Below are 23,581 nucleotides of genomic sequence, written 5' to 3'. Positions count from 1 at the left end.
AATATAAAAAAATACCGCAATCCCAAAAAAGGTTTTGCGGTCTTCCTTCATTCTTATTTTGCTGCAAATGAAGCGTTGTACAAAAGCTGCATTCTTGACTTTTTGCGGGCTGCAGAATTTTTGGTTAAAATTCCTTTTCGGGCAGCAGAATCAAGCTGACTGGAAAGCTCGCGAAGTAAGGCTGCGGCACTTTCCGCATTAGCTGCATGAACAGCCTCAGTATACTTTCTAGCTGTTGTACGTACTTCACTCTTTGCAGAGCGGTTTCGCATTCGGCGGACTTCACTCTGGTTATGTCTTTTAATCGCAGATCGATTTTTCATTTAAGGTACCTCCGTAATTAATTTAAAACTATAGTTATTGTATATGACATAATACAGCCGCTTAGATTACACCATATCAATTTTTTTTGCAATAGCTATACGCAATTTTTTTGCATCTTCTTCGGCTAAACCAAGATCCGAGGCAGAATCCAAGTCCTTGGCAGCTTCAGGATATAAGGCCAGTTTAAAATAGGACAAGGCACGCCTAAAATAAACATGGGCTTGAAATTTATTTATTTCAAGCGATTTTGTAAAATATTCAATGGCTTCATCATCTCTGTTTAAGAGAGTCAAAGCTATTCCCACATAGTAATGAGAACGAAAATTTGCAGAATTATATTTACAGCTCTGCAAAAAATCGGCATAGGCGCCCTCATAATTAGCTTGGGCAAAATAGGCCATACCTCTGTGTTTATATACAACCGACAAAACTATATCATTAGGATTTTGCTCAATTATTTTTGTATAAATCTTTTCGGCCTTATCAAAAAGATTTTGATTATGAGCTTCAATTGCAGATAAAATCAAATCATCTATAGTTTCGGCAAGCTTCAACTCCTCTCCATGTCCGACATTATCATGTTGAACAATATTGGTTTCAGGTAAAACTTGAGCCGTATATTCATCAGCCATCGAATAAAATTCAAAGCGTCTTTTTTCAAGTTCGGCATTAAGCTTGTTTTGATAATCGCGAATTTCCTGAAAAATAATATCAGCCAAACTCAAACTTGCGTTTATCGAAGCAAGCTTTCTTTTTAGGGGTTGATCAAATGGAGAAAACTCCGATTTATATACCAACTCATGTTCAACCTCAGCCCAAGCATCTTGAAGAATAGTCCTAAGTTGGATCTCAAAAATTAAATTTTTAGGTAAAACAAGACCTACCTTAAATTCTTCAGGTATTTCAAGTAAAAAATGAACCGATTCATACCCGAATTCTCTAAAAGTTCTTTCAGACCCCTTACGTTCAACTTCTATTATCTTAAAATTCTTAAGTAGAATTCTTTCAACTTCATTTATATCCTGTAAAAATGGACATATTATCCTTACTCCCAGAATATCGGTAAGAACGGGAAGGTCTGATGTATCTTTTTTGGGAGGGAATTTTAAAAGTTTCAAATAATAACTATTAAAACTCTTCACCCTTGTTTTATATGTAGGAGCAGAAGTTATTTTTACTATAGAACGTAGAAACTCTTCTATGCGCACTATCAAAACATTTAAGTGAGGCACATAAGAAGCATAAACCTCCCTTAATTTTTCTTTTTTAGGGAGCCAAGGTACGTCTTCAGACAACATATTTTGTTAAAAGCATTAATTTTTACAGGGTCATATAAAAGCGGCCGAGCAGTCTCGACCGCTTTATAATTTTTTTAGAACTTATTGTTGATTCTTTTCGGAACCTTCTGAAGGTGTGAAGCCTTCTTCTGTAGCCATCTTTTCCTGTTCAAGGAATCTCAAAACTTGAGTTTGACCGAATTTTTCAACCTCAATCTTCTTTCTCTTTGTTTCTCTTTCTGTCTGAATACCCCAGATATCTTCATCTGCAAAGTCTCGTACTGTTGTCAAAACAGCTTTATCATAGATGATCTTAACATCTTTGAAGTATGCAATAGCATCTCCGCCGTCATGAGCAGCATCACGAGTAACTAAGAAACCTTCAAAAGCTACATGAGGAAGAGCTGTAGGGTAAACAGGATAAAGTCTTAATTCTCTAGATTTTACGTTTGCAATGTATGAAGGATTGTTCCATATCATTTCTCTCCAGCCGTCAAACAAGAGATAACCCATGAAGTATCGTTTAACTACATTGTTCTGATCTCTAAGAAGAACATAAAGACCGTGTGGGAAGTTCATACCATAGGTATTTACAGCAATTGATTTGATAACGCCGGTATTTCGAACAACACCATAGCCTTCTTCAAATCTTGATTTACCGGAAGCCTTATCTTCTGCAGTGGGTTCCTGCAAGTTACCCTGATCATCAACCTGAGCCATTTTTTCATAAGCAGGAATTAAAAATCCGGGTTTAATTTTTGCATTCGCATTGTTTGTCCACTCGGGGAACAAGATGCGGACACCCATCAACCTTTGACCGGCAAATTTCTCTCCTTCAGCTCTTACTTCAGCTTCCTTAATTGTTGAAGTAGCAACCGAAAGGGGATTCTGAGCGGAAGAATTCAATTCAACATCCCACTGCTCAAGAGCCAAAGATGTCCTCATCAAAGCTTTTTGCTCATTTGTATAAGATGCACCGGCTACTTGACCGTAATCCATAACGGTTCTTCTGTTTTGTGTCATCTTACCATTGGGATCTGCGATAATATCTGCATTCAACAGTGCGAAGTCAATAATAATCGCTTCCTCAGCAACCGCAACAGCACCCATTAAAAGGAATGCCATAGCAACAAGTATAAATGTTTTTTTCATTCAAAAACTCCTTTTATGCACTTAATTTATGCCCTGTATACTATAAGTATACGTAATAATTCAATTTTGTCAACACTTTTTTTGCTTTTTAGTGTTATTTTTTTAATAATTCGTAAATCTCTATACCCTCAACGAAGATATAAGCCGCTTTTAAGTCCTTACAGTTGGTAAATATATTTTTTTGCAAAAGAGCCATAATTTCATCAGAATCAAGCTCTTGTTTTATATCTTCAACAAAAGCGACAGGTAGATCGGCATATAAAACACCTTCTTTTACAAAGCAGGAGAGCAATTTGGATCCGGTTTTTATAAAAGAATAACAATGATGATTAACCGGTCCAAGCATCAATTCTTCAAAAAAAGCAGCCTCAGGTTCCATTATATTTTGAAGTGGAACATAACGGATTTCCGTATCGATCTTTCCTGTTATGGAATTTTTAAAAAACAGAACATACCTATCGTGCTTTTTATTAAGAACCGATGTAAAAAGCACAACTATTATTATAACAATCAATAAAAAAGCTGCAATAATCTTTGTTTTTATGTAATTCATTACATACCCCGAAATCAATTATTTTCAAAATTGCTTATAAAAGCAGAAAGTCCATTATATATACCCAAGGAGCATTTTTTCAAGTAGTCAGGAGAATTTAAAAGCTTAATTTCGGTTTTATTGCTGATAAAGCCTAATTCAATTAAAACGCTGGGCATTTTAACATTACGCACCACAAACCACTGATTTTCGCGTATTCCCCTATTGGGGCTTTTTTTCCCAATTTGAGCATCCAAGCCGTCCAAAATATTTTGCGCCATTAAAATACTTTCCATCGTAAATTCTTCTTCCATCATCGAATTTAATATAGAATGAATTTCTTTCGGCACGGTTTTTTTATCGACTACTTCACGCCTGTATTCCGGAGGCAGATACCAAACCTCAAAACCGGCAGCCTTGGAATTAAGAGATGCATTAACATGAACTGAAACATAGAGAATGCTTTCATTTTTTTTTAATTTTACCGAATTTGCCATGTTTACCCTGTCTTCAAGGGTTGGATAAACATCCTTATCTCTGGTTAAAAGAATTTTTTTATCGGGATAAGCTTTTTTTAGCATATTGTAGAGGTCCAAACTTACATTTAAGGCTATCGTTTTTTCATTTAGTATTATAGTTTTTTTATTTTCGGTATAGGAGCCGATACAGCCGGGATCTTTTCCGCCATGTCCCGGATCTATCAAGATAACCCCAACCCTATACTTTGTTTCTTTTTGAGGTACGGCAAAAAATGTTTCAAGCTTTTTATACATTTCACCGCTTATAAATGTAAGCCCGTCTTTTTGATAGGGAGGCGGAATAAAATCAGGCCTTTGATTATCATAAATTATAAGGCTTTCCCCTATCTTGCAGCTTACCTGTGAGTTATTTTTTATAAAAATAAGTTCTTGAGAAAGCGGATCCCATGAAATATCAAGATCCAGCCTTCCTGCGGCATCGGTAACCGAAACGCCCGCAGAAAAAGCTTTTAAACAAAGAAAAATCAAGAGAAAAACAGAAAAAAAAGTCTTATTTGCCCTATTTTTCATTAAAAATTAAATAGTATCAAGACACGCAATGCCCGGGAGAACTTTTCCTTCAAGGAATTCGAGGGAAGCTCCGCCACCGGTAGAAACATGGCTCATTTTATCGGCAAGATTGAACTTATTTACGGCAGCAACCGAATCACCGCCGCCTACAATTGTAAGAGCTCCTTTTTCCGTTGCAGCTGCTACAAGGCGGGCGGTTTCTTCCGTTCCTTTTGAAAAGGCCTCAAACTCAAAAACGCCTACGGGGCCGTTCCAGACAATGGACTTTGACGACAAAATAATCTCTTTATAAAGAGCCAATGTCTTAGGCCCTACATCCATTCCCATAAGATTATCGGGAATATCGGTGCTTTCAACCAAAACAGCTTCGGCATTGGGAGAAAAGGTTTCGGAACAGATATGATCAACAGGAAGAATTATCTTTACACCCTGTTTTTCCGCCTTATCCAAAAGATTTTTAGCAGTATCCATAAAATCTTCTTCAAATAAGGATTTACCGATCTTTTTTCCTTGAACCTTTAAGAATGTGTAGGCCATTCCTCCTCCGATTATTAAAGAAGATGCATTTTTTAAAAGGCTTTCCAAGACTGCAATTTTGGAAGAAACCTTTGCTCCTCCTATAATTGCCGTCATGGGCTTTGCAGGGTTATTTAACATGGGCTCAAGATATTTAATTTCCTTTTCCATAAGAAAACCTGCTACCCTTGTATTGACAAAGTTTGAAATTTCGGCTGTAGAAGCATGAGAGCGGTGAGCCGTTCCAAAAGCGTCATTTACATAGATATCGCCGTACAAGCTTAGCTCTTTTGCCAAGATTTGCTGTTCGGCCTTTTCCTTTGAAGTTTCTTCTTTGTGGAAGCGGGTGTTTTCAAGCATGAGAATTCCGCCCTGAGGAAGAGCTTTTACCCTTTCAAGCTGCCCCATGCAGGAGGGGGCAAAATCAACAGGAAGTTTAAGAAGGCCGGATAAGTATTCTGCAACAGGCTTAATTCTGTGCTTTCCGTTGATGTAAGCTTCTTCATCAAAGGTTTTTCCGTCTTTTTCGGCCTTTTCCTTGGCTTTTTTTGCATCTTTTGAAGGATCACCCAAATGGCTCATCAAAACAAGGCTTCTAGCTCCTTGTTCCAGTATATATTTTATTGTGGGAAGTGCAGCCCTAATCCGCGTATCATCCTGCACTACTCCGTCCTTCATAGGAACATTAAAATCTACACGCATTATTATGCGCTTATCCTTTAAATTTACATCTTTTACAGTCTTAATCATATTACCTCCAACAATTTTTTATTTTAGGCGCCCTTAAATTTAACTTTAGTCGTTTTCTTTTTTGAATTCGATGAAGTCTATTTCAACCCCGTTAGGATCTACGGCCGTTAAAATCTTTTTACCGTCTTTTACGGTTCTTGGAGGAGCCGTTATGCGGACATTTTTAGCTTTTAGGTACTTTTCGGCTTCACTTATCTGGTCTACCTGAACGGTAAGAGAAAGGCGGCTGCCGTTTTGGGCTTTTGGAACATCATGACTGATGAGCTCAAGATTCATTCCGCTGTCAGGTTCCGTTAAAAAAGCAATTCTTTTTCCCGGAGCTGCCGACATCATATAATTAAAAGTAAACCCAAGTACTTTTTCATAAAATTCAAGTGATTTTTCCATTTCATCCGTGCGGATGGCGACACTGTTTAAAAACATTTTTATACCTCTTAAAAAAAGTATAACACAATCATTATCATAAGTCAATTAAGAATATTGACATTTTAGCCTTCTATAATTTTAATAAAAAAATATCGACAGCTGTACTTTTTTTTGTTAAACAGATATACTATATACGACGGAGAAAAGTTATGGCTGTATCGATTTGTTTACACAACGGGACACTCCTTACGGGCTTTTCCAAAATGGAAAATTGTGCCGTTTTGATTGAAGACGGAAAAATTGCCGATGTTTTTTCGGAACGCCGTTTTTTACAAAAAAAATTCGATACTTCCATAAGAATATTTGATGTCGAAGAATCTTATATTGCCCCCGGATTTATCGATACGCACATCCACGGGTTTAAAGGGCACGGCACCGACAACTGTTCCGTCGAAGCTATGGTTGAAATGTCCAAAGATTTGGCAGAGTACGGGGTAACCGCTTTTAATCCGACTCTCTATCCCGCCCCGGAAAAGGACATGACACATAGCATTAAAGAAATCGTCAAAGCAATGGGAAAAGAAAACGGAGCTCATATAATGGGTATCCATATGGAGGGTCCCTTTATTTCGCCAGATAAGCTCGGTGTACAAAGACCTGAAACCGTATGTGCGGTTGACATGGACCTTATGGAGCGCTTGTGGCAGGCTTCTGAAGGGCATATCGTCAATATGACAGTCGCGCCAGAACTAAAAGGTATGCGTTATCTCGCCCTTTACGGTTTAAAGTGCGGTATCGTTATGCAGGCAGGACATACGAATGCCGAATATCAAAATATGGTTGAAGGTATGCAGGCCGGCATTTTACACTCCACCCACCTGTTTAATGCGATGAGCCAGCTGCATCACCGCAACCCCGGAGCAGTCGGAGCCGTACTCATTCACCCTGAAATGTCCTGTGAGATAATTGCGGACGAGGTTCATGTCCACCCGGATTTGTTCAAACTGCTTGCCCGCGATAAGCCGCTGGAAAAGATTGTTCTTGTTACCGACAGCCTTACTCCCACGGAGCAGGAAAAAGGGCCGCTTATCGCAAACGGAGAAGAAGTAGTCTACGAAGGCGGCTGTTTTCACCGCGCTATAGACGGCGTTATTGCAGGTTCTTCTTTAACGATGATAAAGGGGGTAAAAAATCTAGTTAAATTCGGCTTTTCGGTTTCCGATGCGGTACGGGCGGCATCTTCAACACCCGCATCAGTTATGCGGTATACTAAAAAGGGTATGCTTATCCCCGGCTATGATGCGGACATTGTCGTATTCGATAAACAATTCAATATCCTCGCCTCGATTATAGGCGGCGCTTTTAAAAAGAATTTACTGTAATTAGGAATCAGACTTGAATATTTCAGCTAAGAATGATGGTAAGGATATGAAAAAAAGCCTGCTTTAAGATGGAGTTTTTTTATGCCTCTATGAAAAAACTTGGTTTACTTGAAAAAAAAGCTCTTATCGGCTAAAATACTTTTTATGAATATTACGGAAAAGATTTTAATTGTGGATTTCGGCGGTCAGTATAATCAGCTCATAGCAAGGCGTGTGCGCGACCTAAATGTTTATTCGGATATTGTTCCGGCCTCAAAGGCCCTTGATTACATAAGGGAAAATAAGCCCATAGGTATCATTTTTACCGGAGGGCCTAACAGCGTTTATGAAGAAAAGGCTCCCCTGCCCCCAAAAGAAATTTTTAACTTAAATATTCCGATTTTAGGCATTTGTTACGGTATGCAGGCCATGGCTCATTGCCTGGGCGGCAAGGTCGAAAAAAGCTTAAAAAGAGAATTCGGCAAAACATTAACAAAATTCGACACAGGTATTCCGCTCTTTAAAAATATAAAAGATAAATCTTCTGTTTGGATGAGTCATGTAGACTGCGTTTCCCGCCTGCCTGAAGGCTTTGTTTCGGCAGCTCAAACGGCAAATACAAAGAATGCGGCCATGGCAAATAAAGAAAAAAAACTTTACGGCATTCAATTCCATGCCGAAGTTGAACATTCTGAAGAAGGGCAAAATATAATCAAAAACTTTTTATACAATGTTTGCGGTGCTAAGGGCGATTGGAATATGAAAAGCTTTTTAGCCGAGGCAATAAAAGATGTACAAAATACGGTAAAAGACGGCAAGGTGCTTTTAGCCCTATCGGGAGGAGTAGATTCTTCCGTGCTTGCAGCTCTTTTAAATAGGGCTGTCGGTAAAAATCTGACCTGTATTTTTGTAGATCACGGCCTTATGCGCAAAAATGAGGGAGATGAGGTAGAGGCAGCCTTTAGGGATGCTCCAATGAATTTTATCCGCGTAAATGCGGAAAGCCGTTTTTTAGGCAAGCTAAAAGGCGTTTCCGATCCTGAAAAAAAACGGAAAATAATCGGCGAAGAATTTATCCGCGTTTTTGAAGAAGAAGCCGAAAAAATCGGAACTGTGGACTTCCTTGCCCAAGGCACAATTTATGCCGATGTAGTCGAAAGCGGTACCAAGGGTTCCGCCGTAATCAAAAGCCATCACAATGTCGGAGGCCTTCCCGATCACATAAGTTTTAAGTCCCTAATCGAGCCCTTAAAAACACTTTTTAAGGACGAAATAAGAAAATTAGGCACGGAGCTAGGTCTTCCCGATTATTTGGTACACCGCCAGCCCTTCCCCGGCCCCGGCCTTGCCATAAGAATCATGGGCGAGATAACCGAAGAAAAGCTCGATATCTTAAGGGAAGCTGATGCAATCTGGCGGAGCGAACTTGAGCGGGCAGACATAAAAAAGGATTTAAGCCAATATTTTGCCGTTCTTACATCAACAAAGACGGTGGGTGTTATGGGAGACTTTAGAACATACGACTACACCCTCGCCCTGCGTGCAGTAAAAACCTCTGACTTTATGACAGCCGACTGGGTACGCATTCCCTATGAGGTTTTGGACAAGGTTTCTTCCCGTATTATAAACGAAGTAAAGGGCATCAATCGAATCGTATACGACATAACCTCAAAACCGCCGGCTACTATTGAGTGGGAGTAGAGTAACAAAAATGTTTCTTCCGTAAAATCGTTGAAAATACAATATTACAACGGTTTACGGAAGCAAAAAGCTCCTTAGTGATACTGTTTTGATACTAAAAATGAGAAAAAGTAGGTTTAAAAGGAAGTTGTTGAATTTAGATAAATTGTTTAGAAAGCCTTCCATCATTTTGGTGGGAGGCTTTTGTGGAAATAGTGGTTGATAAATTTGAATTTACCTCTATTTAGACATACAAACTGTTGACAACAAAGCTCCTATATAGTATGATTTGATAAACTACTATATAGGAGCTTTTGTATGGAAATGAATGGAGGATTTCTTGTCACCAAAATAAAACAGCTTGGAGACCGGATCTTTGAGAAGATTCTCAGTGAAAAGAATATTGATGCGTTCAATGGAGCCCAGGGGCGTATTCTTTATGTGCTGTGGCAGGAGGATGGAATCCCGATTGGGTCACTCTCGATCAAATGTGGATTAGCGATAACTTCTCTTACGACGATGCTGGAAAGAATGGAAAATCAAGGGCTGATAAGCCGCGTTCAGTCTGAAACGGACAAAAGGAAAATACTCCTGTTTCTGACTGAGAAAGCACATGCCTTAAAGGACGAGTACAATTCTGTATCTGATGAGATGGGCAGTATTTACTACAAAGGTTTTTCAGAGGAAGAAATTACCCGGTTTGAGGAATGCCTCGACCGTATCAGAAAGAATCTTGAGGAGTGGCAGAAGTCATGAGTATTTGTATCAAAGATCAGATTCAAAACATGAATATCGTCATCGGCTGCACAGTGGGGTGTGCATATTGCTATGCCCGCAACAATGTGAGGCGCTGGCATATGATTGATGACTTCGCTGACCCTGAATTCTTTCCGGGTAAGCTCAAGATGATGGAAAAGAAACGTCCGCAGAACTTTCTTCTTACCGGCATGAGCGATCTCTCCGGATGGAAGCCGGAATGGAGAGACGAGGTATTTGCAAAGATCCGTGAAAATCCACAGCATCAGTTCCTATTCCTTACCAAGCGACCCGATCTTCTGGATTTTGATACAGATCTGGAAAACGCATGGTTTGGCGTTACGGTGACGAGGAAAGCAGAACTGTGGCGTATTGACGCGCTTCGGAGAAACATCAGAGCAAAACACTACCATGTTACCTTTGAGCCGTTATTCGACGATCCCGGTACAGTTGGCCTTTCCGGAATCAACTGGATCGTTGTCGGCACCATGACTGGAGCTCAGAGCAGGAAGGTTCATACGGAGCCGGAGTGGGCATGGTCTCTGACGGACCAGGCACACACGCTCGGCATTCCGGTGTTTATGAAGGAAGACCTTGTCTCTATCATAGGGGATGAAAATATGATTCAGGAAATGCCGGAAGAATTCAATAAAGTGTTGGAGGTACAGAGATCATGGCAGAAGTAATCGATGGAATCCTCATTGGTGAGGTGAAAACAAAGAACATCATGACCAAGTCCAGTCTACCGGTAGGCGGTTACTCGGTCAATCCCTATGTAGGCTGTACACATGCCTGCAAGTATTGCTATGCTTCTTTTATGAAGCGCTTTACCGGACACAAGGAGGAATGGGGCACTTTCCTTGATGTGAAGCATTGGCCGGAAATTAAAAATCCGAAGAAATATGCCGGACAGCGGGTGGTCATCGGTTCTGTGACGGATGGCTACAATCCACAGGAGGGGCAATTCGGGAATACCAGAAAACTTCTGGAGCAGCTGATCGGCAGTGACGCAGATATTCTAATCTGCACAAAGTCTGATCTTGTGGTACGGGATATCGATCTGCTGAAGAAGCTTGGACGAGTAACCGTTTCATGGTCGATCAACACACTGGATGAAAATTTTAAGAACGATATGGACTCTGCTTCGAGCATTGAGCGTCGTATCGCTTCTATGAAGCAGGTATATGACGCAGGGATCCGTACAGTCTGTTTCGTATCCCCGGTATTCCCCGGCATCACTGACTTTGAAGCGATCTTTGAGCTGGTAAAGGGTCAGTGCGATCTGTTCTGGCTCGAAAATCTCAATCTTCGGGGCGGTTTCAAGAAGACGATTATGGATTATATCGCTGGAAAATATCCTGACCTTGTACCGCTTTACGATGAGATCTATAACAAGCATAACCGCAGCTACTTTGAAGCGCTTGAAGTAAAAGCTGAGGAAATGGCTAAGAAGTATGATTGTCCCTTTGTGGATAATGAAATGCCTTATGGCAGAGTCCCGCAGGGACATCCGGTTATCGTGGATTATTTCTATCATGAGGAAATCCGAGGGACAGAAAATACCGGAAAAAGGAATCGTTAAACAGAAATTGACCGAGCTCTTTGAACGAGGGAGACTCCTTGTCCGAAGGGCAAGAAGGTGCAACCGAGAAGACTTAGAACAACTCCAGTTTGTCTAAAGCATCAAACAGCATAAAAAGCACATGACTTTAAGATTGTAAAATCTTTCAGCTATGTGCATTTAATGAGCAAAGAATAAAAGACTATCAAACAGGAGCATATGAAAGGGCTGGTGGAGTAGTCGATCCACTTCCTAAAGATGCACCTCAGTTTGTAAAAGATTATTATGCTTATTATAAGACAGAGCGTGGTTATCATAGCAGGTCGCTTAATTCCAATGAGGGATGGAATACTATAGGGATGATATCTTTTCTAAACCAACCAATTCTACAGTATAGTAATGAAATCCGTAGTGCTGTACTTATCGTTCATGGGGATAAGGCACATAGCTATTACTTTGGAAAAGATGCCTATGAAAATATGATAAAAGACATGCAAATAGATGGCACTGTACTTGATGTTGAATGGGAAAACAATAATACTGTAAAGGAACTAAAGGAAGAATTAAAACAAGGAGAGGTAACCATCCGGTTATCTAAATATAGCGATTTCGAGCAGGTAGGAGAATTGGGTAAAACTTACTCCTCATCTGATAAAAGAATTACAGCAGAAGCCAGAGATATAATGCTGTACTCTGGAAACAAAATAGTTGTATTTTATGGAGCAAACACATGGGAATATACTCGAATTGGGAAGATTAAAAATTTAAGCAAGGAAGAAATAAAGCGATTATTAAGCAATAGTGATGTGGTATTAAAGATAAAAATGGAATGATTATGATAGTAATATTTTTAGTATCATTATTGATACTGTTTTGATACTAAAAACCTCTAAAACCACAAAAAATAGGTATAAAATGTTTGGTTTTAGAAACTTAATAGATACTGACAATACATAAAAGAAACAAATATGCTATGGTAATTATTGAGTGGGAGTGATGAAGGCGGTATACTAAATGAGGAGGTTCACTATGAGAACAAAAACTCTCAAAGAAAAAGCTATGGTACTCGTACCCTTCTTTCTTTTTTTATTTTTACAGCCGGCTGTTTATGCTCAAACAAACGGCACCATGCCTAAACGCGAATTCGTCATTGCTTTTCACGCAATTGTAAATACCGACAAAACGGGCAAAAATCTGATAAAAGAACTGCCCGATTTACAAAAACGGGGAATCAATACGCTTTTTCTTCAAATAGGCTACAACTATCAATGGAAAAGCGATCCAAAACTCTATAACAAATATGTGCTTTCCGAAACCGTTGCACGCGAAATTGCTGCAGAATGCCGCAGGCTTTCCATCGACCTTATCCCCGAAATAAACTGTCTCGGCCATCAATCGTGGAAAACCAAAACCTTCGCCCTGCTTAAAGCCTATCCTGAACTGGACGAAACACCCGGCCTCTACCCCGGCAATAAAGGCATTTATTGCAGAAGTCTCTGCTCTTCCAATGAAAAAGTCTACACGATTTTATTCGGTTTAATCGACGAAATTACCGAAGTCTTTTCGGTAAAAAAAATACATGTCGGCTTGGACGAGGTGTTTTTGATCGGCGAAGACGCCTGCCCCCTTTGCCGCGGAAAAGACAAGGCCGAACTTTTTGCCGGTGCAGTGAACAGACTCTACGATCACTGTGTCAAAAAACGGGGACTTACAATGTACATGTGGGGCGACCGCCTCATCAACAGCGAGGATGAAGAGAGCGGTTATAAGGGTGAATACGAAAGCTCGTGTAACGGCACCGATCCCGCCGTCGACCTTATTCCCAAGGACATCATCATCTGCGACTGGCACTATGACGAGCTGGAACGCTACGGCTCCATTCCGTTTTTTTTAAACAAGGGCTTCCGCGTCCTGCCGACAAGTTTTAAAGATATTAAAGCGGTAAACGCTCTTATCGACTATTCGCTTTTATACAAGGATAACCCTGCTATGCTAGGGCACATGTACACGGCATGGGACAATGTTACAAACAAAAACCTCGCCCGGTATAAACCGATGGTCAAAACGATAGACAAATTAAAGTAAATAAATTTTGTCTTTTTCTCCCCATTCTCGTCAGTTCTCCCCATTCTAGTCAGTTCTCCCCAAAAATACTTGACGAGAACCAAGAAACAGGTTATAATTCAGTTAAGTATAACTTTATGTACAAGGGGGGGAATAAATTGATTTTTCAAGAAAGTGAAACCGTAGAATTAAAAGAAAAAATCGATGAAAACATCAAAAAAGTAATTGTCTCATTTGCAAATTGTAAGGGCGGAACAGTTTATGTCGGCATCAAAGATGACGGTAAAGTTGTAGGGATAAAAGATATTGATAATTCAATACTCCAACTCAGTAATATGATAAGAGATTCAATCAAACCCGATATAACAATGTTTGTCAATTATAAAATAACAAAAACACAGGGCAAGCAAATAATCCAAATTAGTGTTCAAAGAGGCAGTAACCGCCCCTATTATCTTGCTAAAAAAGGTTTAAGACCGGAAGGTGTCTATGTTCGGCAGGGTTCATCTTCCGCCCCTGCAAGCGATACGGCAATAAGAAACATGATAAAGGAAACGGATGGAGATAATTTTGAAGAGATGCGCTCCACAGAACAAAATTTAACCTTTAATGCTTTATCAAAGGAATTTAAAGCTAGAAATTTGGATTTTGGAACTAAGCAAAAGCAAACCTTAAAAATACTTAATCAAGACGGAATGTACACAAATACCGGATTATTGTTATCGGAGCAATGTGTGCACTCTGTAAAAGCCGCCGTGTTTGAAGGAAGGGATCAAAGCATTTTTAAAGACAGAAAAGAATTTTCAGGCTCTCTTATTCAACAATTAAATGACATTTATAATTACATAGACATGCACAATCAAACGCGATCAACCTTTGATAAGCTACTGCGTATAGACACAAGGGATTACCCTCCCTCAGCAATACGGGAGGCACTTTTAAATTTACTGGTACATAGAGACTATTCTTTTAGTGCAAGTTCTTTGATAAGCATATATACGGATAGAATCGAATTTGTTTCAATAGGCGGACTTTTACCCGGAATCTTGCTTGAAGATATTATGCTTGGGCTTTCCGTATGCAGAAACAAAAATTTAGCAGGTGTGTTTTACCGTCTTCACCTTATTGAAGCTTATGGAACAGGCATGAGTAAAATTATAGGTGCCTACGAAAATCTTACACAAAAACCGATAATCGAAAATACTGCAAATGCTTTTAAAATCGTACTTCCCAATATCAATACAAAATACCTTCCTCAAAATAATGATAAACTAAAGGATACGGAAATAAAAATAATTGAATTTATAAAAAAGAAGAAAAAAGTATCACGCACCGATATAGAACAAAAATTTGATATGAGTTCATCAAGTGTATCAAGGCTTTTAAAGAGTCTTACTGAAAACGGAATTATACTAAAGGACGGCAAGGGAAAAAACACACAATATATATCAAGTTAAATCTCCCTATTTTCCAGTCTCGGTCTTCCCGTCTTTTAGCTCCAGACCTTTTTCAAATAAAAAGCTGATATAGTAGTCTTCAATCGTGTTTTTAGGGCCGGCGGCATTGAGTCGCTTGCGGGCATCGGCATTGTTTCGGCGCTGCACATAGGAAGAGTAAAAATGACGAGGATCGGAATTATCAAAATCCAGTTTTTTATTTAAGAGCTTGGCAACATCTTCTCTGCCCATTGCAGGGATCTTACAGCTTACCAGCTGATTGCGTACATAGAGGATATCTTCATATGAGATGCCGAATAAAAACTCTTCCAAAGACTGCCCTACGATTTTATTCGAAAGTTTTGCAAGCATAAAGCTTTGCCATGAGTCATCCAATTTGGAAGAAAGCAAAAAAAGTTCGCTGGTGCCCATCATCGTACCGAATACGGGAGCTATTGTATCACGGGCTGTCCAAACTCTTGTTAGAACGGGAGCAAAGGAAGTTGTATTTTGATCCAAACGGTGTTCCCAAAGATAGGTTAAGGCATTTGCAACCTTTTCTTGTTTTTGTTTATCCAAGATATTGCTGTCCAAAATAGAAATATAAACATCTTCGGACATAATCGTAAACATAATATTCATAGTAGCCGCTCTAAGTTCTTCAATTTTTTCTTCCGAAAATGATGAATTTGAAGCGACCTTAGTTAGAGCCGAAAAAATATGGAATTTTGCGACAAGAAAACCGCGGCCCAATACAGCCTTTGTGGGCATTGAAAGAGTACGGGCATCGGAAGGGGTTTTACATAAAGTTTCTATAAGGGTTTCTTGACTGCGTTTTTCACCTGCAAGAACGCTTGTCTCATGGATTGAAGGAAAGCGTGAAATTGCAGCCGACATTCTTTCCAAATCCATGAGTTTCTTTCCTATTTCCAATACAGTGGATTTGTATTCTTCATTCAATTGTTCAAAAGCATATTTGACCAAGGTTCTTTCATGATCATTTAGAACAACTATGTCTGTAGAGATTATAGTTCCGAGTCCTGCATTATCTATTGTCATTTTTTTTCGCAACTTCTCCAATATGCAATTACCTAACGTGTAGAAGGAACATTATATCATATTGTAACGAATTTTAAAAGGGCTTTTTTATCTAAAACCATAGAAATTTGGCAAAAATAAGCGGTACTCATTGACATAAAACCTTTTTACATGCAATATATTCATTCAAAAATGTTAGTTCGATACGGTCAAAATGCCGAAGGAAAACAGGTTCGGCAGGCTTTGGTCTATACTAAGGATGAGCACAAGATTGCCCTCGAAAAAATAGACATTGAAGCCGTAAAAATTATACAGCGTTTAAATTCTCAAGGTTTTGAAGCCTATATAGTAGGAGGAGCAGTAAGAGATCTTTTAATAGGCCATGTTCCGAAGGATTTCGATATTGCGACCTCGGCCGAACCTTCAAAAATACGAAAAATGTTCCGTAATTCAAGAGTAATAGGCCGGCGTTTTCGGTTGGTTCATATTTTTTTCGGAGAAAAAATATATGAGGTAAGCACCTTTCGATCAACCGAAGACGGAAGTATCGGAAATAAATTCGGCACAATAGATGAAGACGTTCACCGAAGGGATTTTACTTTAAATGCTCTTTATTACGACCCCATACATGAGCTTGTAATAGACTATGTAGACGGCGTTAAGGATATAAGAGCGAAAAAAGTAAGACCTATTATTCCACTCCAGCTTATCTTTTCGGAAGATCCTGTAAGAATGATTCGGGCTATAAAGTATGCGGCAATGACGGATTCCGCTATTCCGTTTTTTCTTCAGCTTCAAATACGAAAAAATGCCCATCTTTTGGAATTTGTGTCTCCTTCAAGGATAACCGAAGAAATAAATAAGATTATTTTTAGCGGACATGCAAGCGATATTGTAAAAAAACTTTTGGATTTTAAGCTCTATGTTTACCTGCAGCCCGGGGCATGCGCCTTTATAGATTCGTCTTCAAAATTTAAAAAAATGTATATAGAAAATCTTGCTCTTTTGGATAAAGAAGTTAACTTAAAACCTCAAATAAAACAGGGAGAATGTTTAAAATCATTACTCAAAGATTACATAAAGCTGATTGCAAACCCTGAGGGACTTCCGCAAGAAGTTTATACCTATGTTTACAAGGAATGCAGGCATTTTATTCTTCCTATGAATCCTCAAAGAAAGGAATTGGAATTTGCGGTAAAAAGCGTTTTAACCGATTTGGGAATTAAGGTATCAATGGAGAGAGCCCAAGCACGCTCTGCAAAACTCGGCAAACAGGTTAAGCATAGGCGCAAGAAAAAAACTAAAAAACAAGAAGTCCAAAAAGATACGGAATAAATCCGTATCTTTAAGACTCAAGAAAATTGTAGATATTAAACCCTAACCAGTTTATGAGCTATCGGGGCCGGATTTTTGATTGTGGCATGTACCGGACAGCTTTCATCAACCGAAGCCATAAATTTTTCAAGCTCTTCATCGGAAGCATCGGACTTAATATGATATATTGTTTCAATATCTGAAAGTCCCGGTGTACCCGGTCTAAAAAAACCGATACATTCAACGGCCAAATAATCCAGTTTAAGACCGTTTTTCTTTGCAATGACCTTTGAAGTAACACACTTGCAAGCTCCCAGACCGCTTAGAAGAAGTTCAATCGGGTTCATACCTAAATCGGTTCCCCCGAAACTCAAGGGCTCATCTGCAATAATTTTCTTGCCTGATGCCTCACATTCAACTTTAAAACCTTCGCCTAAATCTATTTCGGCTTTTGTTCTAAATTCTTTTGCCATAATAACCTCCAAATTTATTTATTTTTAACGGATATTTTAAGATTCTTTTTTATTTCGGCAGCTAATTTTTGAATTTCATCAAATCTATCCTGTTGTTTTAACTCTAAACTTATACAATACAATTGATTGATTTTTTCTTTGCCGGATTTTTTTATATTATCCATAAAAAGAATTTCATCATAAAATGTATACTGATTCTGATTATATGGTTTCGCATTATAAGGAACAGCTTGATTTATTTTTTGCTGCCATGCTTCAAGTAAATCTTGAGGAGCATCCTCAGGCGGTCTTAAGGTTTTTGAAAAACGTATATATGTATAATCATCGCTTCGAGAGTTTGAATACATATTAACTGCACTTATATCAAAGACCGCCTTTTTATCGTTTACAAAAAAGCCCAAGGAGAGATCAAGATTTGCATCTTTATCTGCGGCAAAATCTTTTTGCGAAATTACAAAATTATAGTCGCCGGCTTTTAGAGCAATATTCTTGGAATCAAAGTTAAATTTCATCGAAGACAATATAGGATCGATGGGATAATCTTTTGGAGATAGATTTAAAAATTCTTTCCATTCGGCGAAAGTTCCGGAATAAGAAGGAAGAACATAATCCGACAAAAATGCATAGTCATGATTATGCCCGTTTCTTATTGAAGAAATGGAATCGACTCTCGTTATAACAAAGATGCCTCCCGGAATAGGCAGGGCAAAGGATATTACCTCAGAATCGGCAAAGGGAAGTTCCCAATAATTTACCAGCCATTTTCTTCCGTAAGTATCAATATGACTTTCACTGCGTGAAGGCTCCCCATAAGAAGATATTGCAATTTTTTCTCCCACAATATATCTATACATTCTGGATGCCGTTAAAATATAATCCATATATAGTTTTGGAGAAGTAATAAGTTTTTTTTGATCAATGTCATTAGGCTTTTTTACAATAGCCATAATAGAGCCAAGCATTTTACCGTAAATCACATTTCCATTTTGAGGCAGCTTATATTCTTTTATATCATTAGGTAAAAACATATCCCATTTTTTATTTTCTTCTCTGGCTAAAATAAGAGGAAATCTAGGATTCCAAAAACTATACAAAAGCTCAACAGCACCTTCTCCATTCATAAAATTCTCGGTACCCGAAAAATCATATTTTTTCTTTAAGTCCTTAATTATATCTAAGGTAAAATTTTTATAATCAGCAATAATAGATTTACGGAGTTCAATCAGTTTTTTGGGAAGTTTTTGTTCATTCCGGTATTCATAAAAACTACTTTCTTCAAGAATATGAGGCAGCCTATAAAAAATAGGAAGATAGACCGTACCTACATTTTTTGCAATATTTTTTGTTTCTGCAAAGGGAAGAGCATAGTTTAAATTTTCATTTTCGCTTTTCATGGTAATAATTCCCAAAACCATTCCGTCAGGTGAAATAAGCGGTCCTCCTGAATTGCCGGGACTTGCTGCAGCCGAAAACCTCAGCCACTTCCACTCCCCTTTTCTGTCCTCAAAGGTTTGACTTGTAAGAAGACCGTTACGGATTATAATGCCTTCTCCCAAAGCATTGCCGACGGAAAAGATCGGAGTATTTAAGTTAAAATCATTTAAAACTGAAAGACCTTCGCCTTTTACATGCTTGTAATTTTCTGCCTCAAAAATTATAAAATCTCTTTCAACAGAGTAACTTAAAACCGATCCTACTTTATAGACCTCCCCCGATACCGAACGGAGGTTGTAGTCGTTATAAAAACTTTCTTCATAAAGGTTAAAGACGTGAGCGGCTGAATAGAATTTTCCGTCATCCATTAAAAAAGCGGTTCCGATAGGAATGTATTTGTCGTTTCGTATTGAAAACGGAATTCTATCCATGGGAAGTTTTTTTTCATATTCCAGCTTCCCTTCTTCCGGTTTTAAAACAACGACTTCAAATACGGCTCCGTTTATTTTTTTCAGAACTTCAGGGCTTAAAACAGCCTCCTGAGCTTCCAAAATCTGAAAAACTACCGCAAAAAATAAAATCATAAAAATGTGCTTAAATTTCATCATAACAAACATACCTCATACAATAATCTACGTACTAAACAATATCATATTATCTTTTAATTAGCAAGAGTATAAGAATTATAAAAAACGGCCGTACTTGGTACGGCCGTTAGTAATGTTAGTTCAATTTATTTTCTGCAAGAATTGCCTTGTATGATTTTAAATCGGTAAAAACCTCTTCTTTAAGCGGATTACGCTTTGTTTTGCTTATAATGTATAGTTCGTAAGCAAATACGGCAAGGTTTACAATCAAAGCAGCAACAGCAAATACTGTTTTCGGAGCGGCAGCCTGAGTTGAGGTAATGCCGAACCAATCCGTATATGAGGCATAATTAGCGGTAAGCGAGAACATTGCAAAGATAGCAAGGGTTTGAGCTCTATGCTGAAGCCATGCACCTTTTCTGAACAAGAATTCCGCAACCGTGCATGAAACTATCAATGTAAATCCAGCATAAAAAGATCGGTTTGAGATACAGTTATAGCAATAAGAAATATTCCATAAATCGTATGCAATAATCCAAAACCATAATTGATCAGCCCAAATCATATCCCTTGATTTCGTATTGCTTATCTTTATTTTTAACCAGCCTGAAAGAGAAAGGCAAAGAAATATACCAGCAATTGCATTTATAATATTCCAAGGGCCTCCTTCCATCAAAAGGCCGCCGCGTACTACCCCATGCATCGAATAGCACTCAATATCCGCATAAACAGCTTCCAAAATATTGATAACCAAAATCAGCATGGGAAAGGTAAGCATAAATTTGTTTGTTTCAAGTTTCTTTACATAGCGTAAAAGCATAAAACCTATTACACCTGCCAAGGCCGAATAAGTTTTTACCCATGCAAACCATGTTGCACCTGAGCTTCCGTTCGCAGTCGTGATAGGCCAAACAAAGATAGAAAAAACAATCGGTAAAGCGACATAAAAGATAATCGAAATCCATTTGCTCCTTCTTGTCAATTCATTAAGCCCTATGAGCATGACCAGTAAAAAGACAAATCCAATTACAGTTTTTAATGTATAACCTGTAAAGAAAAACATTTTAATACCTCCATAAATAAAATTACAAAATAACTTCCAAGTCGCTTATAGGATAAACTTTACACGAATGGATATAATTAAAAAGTTCATCCGCATATCGGCTTAAAACTCCGCGAGCCGTAAAAACGGTTCCGGAAACCAAACGGATTCTGCATAAACTGCATTCACCGCTTCGGCAGCATACATTCATTCTTATACCGGATCTTTCCAGAGCAGTCAGAACGCTTTCACCGGATAAGGCAGGGATTTTCCTATCGCCGACTTTTATCGTAAAAGTTTCTTTTCCGCTTAAGTTTTCAGGCCAGCCCGGTTCGTTTTGAATATCCTGCCGTGCACCGAACATTTCACGCCTTATATGTTTAGGCAAAATACCTATTTCGGTTAAAGCCTTGCTGCAAAACTGATTCATAATTTCAGGGCCGCAAATATAATAGGTAGCATTTTTATAATCCGGAACAAGGGCCTTTATACATTCGGCATCGATAAAACCCGTTCGGTATTTTTTACATTCGGGATCATTCGACACAACCAAAGAATAATGGAAATTCTTAAATTCGGCAGAAAGACGAGTTAACTCTTCATGATTTATAGCAAGCTCTTCATTCCGCGTTCCGTAGATAAGGTAAACTTCTCTATCCAAACCGGCATGAAGTATTTCCCTGCTCATCGAAAGAAAGGGGGTTATACCGCTTCCGCCGGCCAAAAACACCTGTCTTTTATGATGAAAAACCGGATTAAAATGAAATACACCTGCGGGGCCGTTAGCTTCAAACCTATCCCCTGCTTTTACATTATTAATCAGATAATCGGAAACAAAACCTTTTTCCTGCCTTGCAACAATAATTTCAAAATAGCTTTTCTCTTTCGGAGAAGAAGAAAGGCTGTAAGGCCTTGAAGTTCTTACTCCTTCAATTTGAACAAAGAGGTTAATATACTGCCCTGCTTCAAAAATCGGTAAAAAACCTGTTTCGCTTACAAAGCAGATTTTTTTTGCATAATTGCCGATATTTTCCGTTTCAGAAACTATGAGTTTCATAATATTTGGATGATATTGATTGATTTTTTTCTCGACAGCCGATGCGTCAACCGTAATATCCTTCCCTATTCTTTTTGAAACAGCCAATTCATTTAATATATTTGCTCCGTTTTCCATACGGCTTATAATAAGAGTTTTAAGATCACTCATTGTCCATCTCCTTTAATAATGACGAGGCAAGTTTATCGGCAAACATATAATTAGGTCCGAAACCGCAGGTATTTACCCATCCGCTTGCAAAAACCAAGTTAGGAATAACATTATCCGTTGCAGGAAAGAAAAATACCGAAGAGCGTAAATCCTGTTCATATCCGTAAATAGCGCCGGAAGGATGTCCCAGATACCGCATATGAGTTAAGGGAGTTGCAACTTCTATTTCTTCAATATGACTGCGTAAACCGGGGAAACGTTTTTCGAGCCTGTCAATTATTGTTGAAGCAAGCTCATATTTTTTTTGGTGGTATTCTTCAGGCGAAAGTTTTTCCCACGCTTCCGAATATTTAAGAGTTCCGGCCGTAATTATACTTGTACCCGGAGGCGAAACTTTAGGATCGTCTACGGTATAGCAGGTAGAAATAATCGGATCGATTGAGGTATCCAGTTTATAGGCATTTTTAAAATCTTCATTTGCATCCAAACTTGAATAGGTCAAATTAAAAGAGTCGGTAAAGCCGATTGTTTCAGGCGGACAGTCCAGCCCGATAAAACAAGTTAAAGCGGAAATACCGGGTTTATAGCTTTTAAAATACGATCGGATTGAATCCGGAATTTCTTCTTTTTGTAAAAGTTTTGCATAAGTTTGAGTAGGCGAAATATTGGATATTATCTTCTTTGCTCTAAACTCTTCTCCTTCATCATCGATAACACCGCAGGCTTTTCTGTTTTCGATAATAATGCGTTCAACCTTTTTATTAAATAAAATAGTTCCGCCGTTTTCCCGAATCATCTCGGTAAGGGCCTGACTTATAACTTGAGAACCTCCCCGCACATAAAAGGGCTTATCTTCGGTATAAATATAAGTACACATCGCAAGAATCGTAAAAGGAAAGTTTTCCGGAGCAACACCCATAAAGCACCAATAGGCAGAAAGACATAATTGCAGAGCCTTATCCTTAAAAAACTCATCAAGAACATCCTGTGTACTTCGTACGGCATACTTTGTCAAAGTAGGATATACGGAAGGGAATAATGTTTTGGTAAGCCATTTTTTTAATCCCGAAGGTTCTCCTGTAGAGCCTGCACTTTTTGCCCTAAAAGAATTTATCTCTTCATTAAACTTATAAACGGTTTGATAATATCTTTTGATGTTTTCCGCTTCTGCAGGAAATTCTTTAATCAGTTTTTTTTGAACTTCTTCTTTATCTGCAGGAAGAGTAATTCCCCGGCCATCAGGCAGATTGATTTTATACAAAGACTCGATAGGAATCCATTCGATTTTATCTTCGATTCCGTATCTTCTAAATTGCTTGCGAAGCGGGCCGGGGTTTTCCTTTGTTCCCATGGAGCTTAGCTGATGTAAAGCAACCTCAAATTCAAAACGGCCTCGGCAAAAACTTGTACCGCAGCCGCCGGGGATATTGTGTTTTTCCAACACGCATACCTTTTTTCCGGCCTGAGAAAGACTTGCAGCAGATGCAAGCCCTCCGTTTCCGGCTCCTATAATAACGACATCATAATTTTTCATAAAGCATTAAAATCCCTTACCGGTAAAAAACATAATAATCGGAACAGTCATTAATATTAAGTTCACAATCATTAAGATATAACAGATTATATACCAAAGTAAAAAAAACGCAATAAATTAATTAAAAA

General features: G+C 38.6%; 22 protein-coding genes. 9 read left to right on the top strand and 13 right to left on the bottom strand.

The window, feature by feature from the left end:
- Window positions 1-53: 53 nt before the first annotated feature.
- From rpsT to HO345_RS04960, 7 genes are all read right to left on the bottom strand, one after another.
- Entirely contained in the window at window positions 54-323 is a 270-nt protein-coding gene (rpsT, locus tag HO345_RS04990) for a 30S ribosomal protein S20 (protein WP_010697461.1), read from the bottom strand.
- A gap of 66 nt (window positions 324-389) precedes the next feature.
- Window positions 390-1,622, bottom strand: a complete 1,233-nt coding sequence (locus HO345_RS04985; RefSeq protein ID WP_253684323.1) for a RelA/SpoT-related domain-containing protein — start codon at window positions 1,620-1,622, stop codon at window positions 390-392.
- 81 nt (window positions 1,623-1,703) lie between these two features.
- Entirely contained in the window at window positions 1,704-2,753 is a 1,050-nt protein-coding gene (locus tag HO345_RS04980) for a flagellar filament outer layer protein FlaA (protein ID WP_010697463.1), read from the bottom strand.
- Between the two features lie 94 nt (window positions 2,754-2,847).
- On the bottom strand, window positions 2,848-3,306 hold the full coding sequence (locus HO345_RS04975) for a GerMN domain-containing protein (protein ID WP_253684322.1): 459 nt from the start codon (window positions 3,304-3,306) through the stop codon (window positions 2,848-2,850).
- A 14-nt stretch (window positions 3,307-3,320) separates the two neighbouring features.
- The gene (locus HO345_RS04970) at window positions 3,321-4,334 is read right to left on the bottom strand and encodes an N-acetylmuramoyl-L-alanine amidase (protein ID WP_253684321.1); all 1,014 of its coding nucleotides are present in this window, start codon (window positions 4,332-4,334) and stop codon (window positions 3,321-3,323) included.
- Window positions 4,335-4,340: 6 nt separating this feature from the next.
- Window positions 4,341-5,600 (bottom strand): phosphoglycerate kinase, encoded by a 1,260-nt coding sequence (locus HO345_RS04965; RefSeq protein ID WP_253684320.1) that lies wholly within the window; start codon window positions 5,598-5,600, stop codon window positions 4,341-4,343.
- A gap of 45 nt (window positions 5,601-5,645) precedes the next feature.
- Window positions 5,646-6,023 carry a VOC family protein gene (locus tag HO345_RS04960; protein WP_253684319.1) on the bottom strand — a complete coding sequence of 126 codons (378 nt, stop codon included), beginning with the start codon at window positions 6,021-6,023 and terminating at the stop codon, window positions 5,646-5,648.
- 152 nt (window positions 6,024-6,175) lie between these two features.
- Between HO345_RS04960 and nagA the strand changes: the two genes are divergently transcribed.
- From nagA to HO345_RS04920, 8 genes are all read left to right on the top strand, one after another.
- A complete protein-coding gene (nagA, locus tag HO345_RS04955) occupies window positions 6,176-7,348 on the top strand; it encodes an N-acetylglucosamine-6-phosphate deacetylase (RefSeq protein ID WP_253684318.1) in 1,173 nt (390 codons plus the stop codon).
- Window positions 7,349-7,492: 144 nt separating this feature from the next.
- On the top strand, window positions 7,493-9,028 hold the full coding sequence (gene guaA / locus HO345_RS04950; RefSeq protein ID WP_253684317.1) for a glutamine-hydrolyzing GMP synthase: 1,536 nt from the start codon (window positions 7,493-7,495) through the stop codon (window positions 9,026-9,028).
- A gap of 297 nt (window positions 9,029-9,325) precedes the next feature.
- Window positions 9,326-9,763, top strand: a complete 438-nt coding sequence (locus HO345_RS04945) for a radical SAM mobile pair system MarR family transcriptional regulator (protein WP_002679434.1) — start codon at window positions 9,326-9,328, stop codon at window positions 9,761-9,763.
- Window positions 9,760-10,449, top strand: a complete 690-nt coding sequence (locus tag HO345_RS04940) for a radical SAM mobile pair protein A (protein WP_010697470.1) — start codon at window positions 9,760-9,762, stop codon at window positions 10,447-10,449. The genes HO345_RS04945 and HO345_RS04940 overlap by 4 nt, the downstream gene beginning before the upstream one ends.
- On the top strand, window positions 10,437-11,345 hold the full coding sequence (locus tag HO345_RS04935) for a radical SAM mobile pair protein B (RefSeq protein ID WP_010697471.1): 909 nt from the start codon (window positions 10,437-10,439) through the stop codon (window positions 11,343-11,345). Before HO345_RS04940 ends, HO345_RS04935 begins: the two co-directional genes overlap by 13 nt.
- A 338-nt stretch (window positions 11,346-11,683) precedes the next feature.
- Window positions 11,684-12,157, top strand: a complete 474-nt coding sequence (locus HO345_RS04930; protein ID WP_253684316.1) for a cyclophilin-like fold protein — start codon at window positions 11,684-11,686, stop codon at window positions 12,155-12,157.
- Between the two features lie 196 nt (window positions 12,158-12,353).
- Window positions 12,354-13,409: a family 20 glycosylhydrolase gene (locus HO345_RS04925; protein ID WP_253684315.1), complete on the top strand. Its 1,056-nt coding sequence runs from the start codon at window positions 12,354-12,356 to the stop codon at window positions 13,407-13,409.
- A gap of 137 nt (window positions 13,410-13,546) precedes the next feature.
- Window positions 13,547-14,845 (top strand): RNA-binding domain-containing protein, encoded by a 1,299-nt coding sequence (locus HO345_RS04920; RefSeq protein ID WP_253684314.1) that lies wholly within the window; start codon window positions 13,547-13,549, stop codon window positions 14,843-14,845.
- A 6-nt stretch (window positions 14,846-14,851) separates the two neighbouring features.
- Here the strand turns inward: HO345_RS04920 and HO345_RS04915 are convergent, their stop codons facing one another.
- Window positions 14,852-15,883 (bottom strand): hypothetical protein, encoded by a 1,032-nt coding sequence (locus tag HO345_RS04915; protein ID WP_253684313.1) that lies wholly within the window; start codon window positions 15,881-15,883, stop codon window positions 14,852-14,854.
- Window positions 15,884-16,054: 171 nt separating this feature from the next.
- Here HO345_RS04915 and pcnB point away from each other — a divergent pair, with 171 nt between their 5' ends.
- On the top strand, window positions 16,055-17,197 hold the full coding sequence (gene pcnB, locus HO345_RS04910) for a polynucleotide adenylyltransferase PcnB (RefSeq protein ID WP_253684312.1): 1,143 nt from the start codon (window positions 16,055-16,057) through the stop codon (window positions 17,195-17,197).
- Window positions 17,198-17,232: 35 nt separating this feature from the next.
- Here the strand turns inward: pcnB and HO345_RS04905 are convergent, their stop codons facing one another.
- The 5 genes from HO345_RS04905 to HO345_RS04885 all read right to left on the bottom strand — a co-directional run bounded on the left by HO345_RS04905 (window position 17,233) and on the right by HO345_RS04885 (window position 23,453).
- Window positions 17,233-17,649, bottom strand: coding sequence for an OsmC family protein (locus HO345_RS04905; RefSeq protein WP_253684311.1), 417 nt, complete (start codon window positions 17,647-17,649; stop codon window positions 17,233-17,235).
- 14 nt (window positions 17,650-17,663) lie between these two features.
- Window positions 17,664-19,691, bottom strand: a complete 2,028-nt coding sequence (locus HO345_RS04900) for a S1 family peptidase (RefSeq protein ID WP_253684310.1) — start codon at window positions 19,689-19,691, stop codon at window positions 17,664-17,666.
- A 115-nt stretch (window positions 19,692-19,806) separates the two neighbouring features.
- The gene (locus HO345_RS04895; protein ID WP_010697479.1) at window positions 19,807-20,733 is read right to left on the bottom strand and encodes a DUF5692 family protein; all 927 of its coding nucleotides are present in this window, start codon (window positions 20,731-20,733) and stop codon (window positions 19,807-19,809) included.
- 22 nt (window positions 20,734-20,755) lie between these two features.
- A complete protein-coding gene (locus HO345_RS04890; RefSeq protein WP_253684309.1) occupies window positions 20,756-21,919 on the bottom strand; it encodes an iron-sulfur cluster-binding domain-containing protein in 1,164 nt (387 codons plus the stop codon).
- Window positions 21,912-23,453, bottom strand: coding sequence for a phytoene desaturase family protein (locus HO345_RS04885; protein WP_253684308.1), 1,542 nt, complete (start codon window positions 23,451-23,453; stop codon window positions 21,912-21,914). Before HO345_RS04885 ends, HO345_RS04890 begins: the two co-directional genes overlap by 8 nt.
- Window positions 23,454-23,581 lie beyond the last annotated feature (128 nt).

The organism is Treponema denticola, from assembly GCF_024181645.1.
GTDB lineage: Bacteria > Spirochaetota > Spirochaetia > Treponematales > Treponemataceae > Treponema_B > Treponema_B denticola_A.
The sequence above is the reverse complement of the archived record's forward strand: the minus strand, read 5'-3'. Positions and strand labels throughout refer to the sequence as shown.